At 73.2% G+C, this 4,485-nt stretch carries 6 protein-coding genes and 1 pseudogene; 3 read left to right on the forward strand and 4 right to left on the reverse strand.

Annotated features, from left to right (window positions below; genetic code table 11):
• Window positions 1-210, forward strand: a pseudogene (locus EYA84_RS27330) (hypothetical protein); the annotation flags it as partial.
• Here the strand turns inward: EYA84_RS27330 and EYA84_RS27335 are convergent.
• Both EYA84_RS27335 and EYA84_RS27340 read right to left on the reverse strand, forming a co-directional pair.
• Window positions 191-700: a potassium channel family protein gene (locus EYA84_RS27335; RefSeq protein WP_131056658.1), complete on the reverse strand. Its 510-nt coding sequence runs from the start codon at window positions 698-700 to the stop codon at window positions 191-193. The pseudogene EYA84_RS27330 and the gene EYA84_RS27335 overlap by 20 nt on opposite strands.
• Window positions 701-839: 139 nt before the next feature.
• Window positions 840-1,019 carry a DUF4236 domain-containing protein gene (locus EYA84_RS27340; RefSeq protein WP_131056659.1) on the reverse strand — a complete coding sequence of 60 codons (180 nt, stop codon included), beginning with the start codon at window positions 1,017-1,019 and terminating at the stop codon, window positions 840-842.
• 311 nt (window positions 1,020-1,330) lie between these two features.
• Between EYA84_RS27340 and EYA84_RS27345 the strand changes: the two genes are divergently transcribed.
• On the forward strand, window positions 1,331-1,885 hold the full coding sequence (locus EYA84_RS27345) for a flavin reductase family protein (RefSeq protein ID WP_131056661.1): 555 nt from the start codon (window positions 1,331-1,333) through the stop codon (window positions 1,883-1,885).
• Window positions 1,886-1,913: 28 nt separating this feature from the next.
• Here EYA84_RS27345 and EYA84_RS27350 read toward each other — a convergent pair whose 3' ends face one another.
• Together EYA84_RS27350 and EYA84_RS27355 are read right to left on the reverse strand one after the other, a co-directional pair.
• Complete coding sequence (locus EYA84_RS27350; protein ID WP_131056663.1) at window positions 1,914-2,369, reverse strand: Rrf2 family transcriptional regulator; 456 nt, start codon at window positions 2,367-2,369, stop codon at window positions 1,914-1,916.
• A gap of 73 nt (window positions 2,370-2,442) precedes the next feature.
• On the reverse strand, window positions 2,443-3,366 hold the full coding sequence (locus EYA84_RS27355; RefSeq protein WP_131056665.1) for an AraC family transcriptional regulator: 924 nt from the start codon (window positions 3,364-3,366) through the stop codon (window positions 2,443-2,445).
• 238 nt (window positions 3,367-3,604) lie between these two features.
• On the opposite strand from EYA84_RS27355, the gene EYA84_RS27360 reads away from it, so the two are divergent.
• Window positions 3,605-4,381 carry a glucose 1-dehydrogenase gene (locus tag EYA84_RS27360; protein WP_131056667.1) on the forward strand — a complete coding sequence of 259 codons (777 nt, stop codon included), beginning with the start codon at window positions 3,605-3,607 and terminating at the stop codon, window positions 4,379-4,381.
• Window positions 4,382-4,485: the final 104 nt, after the last annotated feature.

A 4,485-nucleotide genomic window follows, 5' to 3' on the forward strand; every position in this document is an offset into this window, starting at 1 on the left:
CCGCTGGGCCGGGCGCTGCTCGCCGAGTTGTCCCGCACCGGCCCGCGTACGGTGACCGAGCTGCGCCGGTACGCGGTGACCGACACGGCGTACCGGGCCGTGGACGCGGTGCGGGCCCTGGACGCGTTGCTCGACGCGGGCGAGGTGCGGCGTGACCCGGAGCAGGGGAGGCTCGGCGGGGACGTGGTGATCACGGCCGCCGCTCGGTGAGCCGTTTGACCGCCAGCGACGCGCCGGTGGCGATCACCCCGATGCTGAAGACGAGCTGCGCGCAGACCAGCACCCGGGCGAACTGTCCCTGGGCGTGCACGTCGCCGTAGCCGACGGTGGTCAGCGTGGCGAGCGCGAAGTAGAGCGCGTCCACCCGGGTGTGCAGCGCGACGAACTGCTCCGGAGCGACCCGGGCGACGACGTAGTCGGCCAGGGCGAAGGCGAGCAGCCCGGCGACCAGGGCCACCACCAGGTGCAGCACCGAGGGTGGCTGCCGACCTCGCGCGACGGCGACGAGCTGTCGGCGTACCTGGCCGGTGACCAGGGCGGCGACTCCGCCCAGCAGCAGCAGGGTCAGGGCGACGCGCAGGCCGAGGCGGGCGCCGTTCGGATCGGCCTCGACCGGGACGACGAAGTACACGACCAGGAGCAGCAGGCCGGCCAGCCATGCCCGCCGACGTTCGCGCCGATGGTCCGGTGTCGATTGCATGTCGCGATTGTCCGGTCCGGCGCGCCGCCGACCGGGCGGATCCGTCGATTCCGGGGGTGGCGGGCCGGGGTCGGGGTGGGCCGCCGGCACGTGCGAACGGGGCGTCGGAGTGCTCCGACGCCCCGCGCGACCTCCGGGCTCACGCCCGGGACTTGTCCTGCTTCCAGGAGAGCGGGCCGGGCAGGTCGACGCGGTGCGCCTTGGCCCGCGAGTTCCACGACCAGCGACCGATCTTGATGCTCCAGGACGAGAAACCGTTCTCGGTGAAGTTCAGGATCAGCGGCCCGTACTTCTTGCGTTTGCGGAACATCAGACCCATCGTGGGCCTCCCTTCGTCATCCCCGCGCGGCATCGAAGATTCCCGTATCGACGATTCGCCAAACCATGTCGTGCACAGTGGATGTGAGACGTCCCCGGTGGCCCGAATATCCTATTCATCAGATGGGTGTTGTCGGGCTCAAGATCCTGGTTGAATCATCAGTGTGTGGAGTGAAAGAGCGTTCATCCCAACTCATGGGAGACGCGGAGTTGCCGACTCCACCTGGCGTTTCGGAGAGGACCCCGCATGCACCGCACCCCTCACCCCGTCGCACCGGCCACGCCGACCCGCCGCACGGCACCGGTGACGGCGTGACCACCGCGCAGCGCAGCCGCACCGACGAGCTGCGGCCGGTGGACCCGGAGCTGTTCCGCACGCTGCTGCGCCGCCAGGCCAGCACGGTCACCGTGGTCACCGCCGTGGCCCGGGGCACCCGACCCGCCTGCCTCGGTGACGTGGGCGCCCCGCTGCGGGCCGGGTTCACCGCGACCTCGTTCACCTCCGTGTCGCTGGACCCGCCGCTGGTGTCGTTCTGCCTCGGCGCGACCTCGTCCAGCTCACCGGTGCTCGACCGGGCCGAGCACGTCGCCGTGCACCTGCTCGCCGCGAACCAGACCGAGGCCGCCCGGATCTTCGCCGCCAAGGGCGTGGACCGCTTCGCCGCGTACCCCTACTGGGAGGCCGGTCCGTTCGGGCTGCCGCTGCTGACCGGGGTGCTGGCGCGGCTGCTCTGCCGGGTGGTGCACCGGGTGCCGGCGGGCGACCACTCGCTGGTGATCGCCGAGCCGCTGGCGCTCGCCGAAGGCGTCGACGGCGCGCCGCTGCTGCACCACCGGGGCGGCTACACCACGGCAGCCGCCGCGTGACCGACCGCGCCCGGCGCGGACCGCTGCGTCAGCGGGGTTCCCAGGCGTCGGGCGCGGTGGTCAGCCGACGGACGTGGGCGGGCAACCGGCCGCCCACCACGTCGGCCAGGCTCACCTCGTCGACCACCCGACGCAACGAGGCCCGCACCGCCACCCACAACCCGGGCAGGTGCTGCGCCACCCCGTCGTAGCTGGTCTCCTCCGGGCGCAGCCCGCGTACGCCGGCCAACGGTCCCTCCACCGCGCGCAGCACCGCCCCGATGGTCACCTCCCGGGGCGGCCGGGCCAGGGCGTACCCGCCCTCGGCGCCGCGCTGGGCGCGGACCAGGCCGGACCGACGCAGGTCGGCCAGGACCGCCTCAAGGAATTTGCGCGGCATGTCCTGCTCCGCGGAGATGGTCTGGGTGGACAGCAATGACGGGTACGCGGCGGCCAGGCTCAGCGCCGCTCGTACCGCGTAGTCGCCACGCGCGGAGATCTGCACCCTGCCATCATGCCCAACCGGCCCGTGCCTGGGCGTCGCCGGGCTGACGGAGTGACCGACCGGACGGGCGCTCTCACGCCTGACGGGCCTCGACCGGCGGGTGGGGCCGCAGCATCGGGGTCGGCTCGGCGGGTGACCGGGGACGGACGACCGGGCTCGGTCCGGGGTGTTCGCGGGCGGCCCGGAACGCCCCCGGGCTGACCCCGACCTCGCGGGTGAAGAACCGGCCGAAGTTGGTCGGTTCGGTGAAGCCGAGCTGCCGACCGATCCGGGCGATGGGCTCGTCGGTGGCGGCCAGCAACCGGCTGGCCTGGAGCGCGACCCGCTCGTCCACCACCTGCTTGGCGCTGCGCCCGGTCACCGCCAGGCAGGCCCGGGTGAGGGTACGCACCGAGCAGTTCAGCCGCTCGGCGTAGTCCTCGACCCGACGGGTGCGCTGGTAACCGCGCTCCACCTCGCGACAGAACCGGCGGAAGGTCTCCTCCTCGGGGCGACCCGCGCGGTGCGCCTCGGACGGCAGCATGCTCAGGCGCAGCAGCAGCACGGTGAGCTGGTGGCGCAGCAGACTGCGGCCGGCCGGCACGTCCTGGTGCCGACGGACGTCCACGGTCAACTGGGTCACCTCGTTGATGACCGCGTCCTCGTCCTCACCGGCGAGCTGCACGCGGGTGGGTACGTGGTCCACGTCGACGTCGAGCCCGCGCACCGCGTCCGGGTGCCAGCGGACCACGGTGGCGTCGAGACGGGGTGGCGGGCAGCGCAGCACCTGCCCGGCGCGTACGCGCAGTAGCGTGCCGGGCCGGCAGGGCTGGGCGCGGAAGTCCACCTCGGCGATGCCGTGACCGCCCGTGCTGAGCACGATCAGCTCGCGGTCGAGCAGGACCGGACGTCGCCACCGAGTGTCGGGCGCCAGATCACGCAGCGTGATCGTGTCGATCTCGGCCGGACCGGAGGCGGCGTCGGGCAGAACCCTGTCGAGGTGACCGGAAGGGACCATCACCTGCGACGTTAGCCCGCGACCGGCCGGTACGCACCTCTGGTGACGGGCGCGTCGCCGAGCCCGTGCCGTCGGCGTCCACCCCTCGACCGACCCGGATGGATGGCGCGCTCTTGTCGGCGTACCGGCCGGCGGTTACGTTACCGATCGGTAGTCATCTGGTCGCCGTGGCGGGCGAACCGTCCGCGTCGACGGGCCGGCCGCCGGGAGGTCGCGGCCGGCTCGCGAGGGGATGCGCATGCAGGATCTGTTCTCGGTCGACGGCAAGACTGTCCTGGTGACCGGCGGTTCGCGGGGAATCGGGCTGATGATCGCCCGAGGTTTCGTGGCGGCCGGCGCGCACGTCATCATCTCGTCCCGCAAGGCCGCCGCCTGCGAGGCGGTCGCGGCGGAGCTGTCCGCGCTCGGCCACTGCACCGCGATCCCCGCCGACCTCGGCAGCGACGACGGCGCACGGCGGTTGGCCGCCGCCGTCCGGGACCGGGTGGACCGGCTCGACGTGCTGGTCAACAACGCCGGGGCGACCTGGGGGGCGCCGCTTGAGGAGTATCCGGAGAGCGCGTTCGACAAGCTCTGGGCGGTCAACGTCAAGGCCGTCTTCCGGCTCACCACCGAGCTGCTGCCGGTGCTGCGCACCGCCGCCAGCGCCGACGACCCGGCCCGCGTGATCAACATCGGCTCGGTCGACGGCATCCGGGTCCCGGCCATGGAGGTGTACGCCTACTCGGCGACGAAGGCGGCCCTGCACATGCTGACCCGCACCCTGGCGCACCAACTCGTCGGCGAACGGATCACCGTCAACGCGGTCGCCCCGGGACCGTTCGAGAGCAAGATGATGGCGTTCGTCCTGGACGACCCGGATGCCCGGGCCGCCGTCGAGGCGCAGGTGCCCCTCGGTCGGATCGGCCGCCCGGAGGACATGGCCGGCGTCGCGATCTTCCTGGCGTCGCGGGCCGGCGCGTACCTGACCGGCGCCGTGATCCCGGTCGACGGGGGCATCACCACGCACGGCTGACCGTCCGTGGTGCGGCCCTGGCCGTGGACCGGGTCGCGTGGCGCGGGCGGTGCGGGTGGGTGCGTACCGCCGGACGAGCGGGGGCCGCGCGGACTCGGCAGATC

Source organism: Verrucosispora sp. SN26_14.1 (assembly GCF_004307965.1).
Classification (GTDB): domain Bacteria; phylum Actinomycetota; class Actinomycetes; order Mycobacteriales; family Micromonosporaceae; genus Micromonospora.

Bases quoted from the DNA above. Each gene is read 5' to 3' on its own strand.
- EYA84_RS27335 (WP_131056658.1), bottom strand. From the start codon at position 700: ATGCAATCGACACCGGACCATCGGCGCGAACGTCGGCGGGCATGGCTG.
- EYA84_RS27340 (WP_131056659.1), bottom strand. From the start codon at position 1,019: ATGGGTCTGATGTTCCGCAAACGCAAGAAGTACGGGCCGCTGATCCTG.
- EYA84_RS27355 (WP_131056665.1), bottom strand. From the start codon at position 3,366: ATGGTCCCTTCCGGTCACCTCGACAGGGTTCTGCCCGACGCCGCCTCC.
- EYA84_RS27360 (WP_131056667.1), top strand. From the start codon at position 3,605: ATGCAGGATCTGTTCTCGGTCGACGGCAAGACTGTCCTGGTGACCGGC.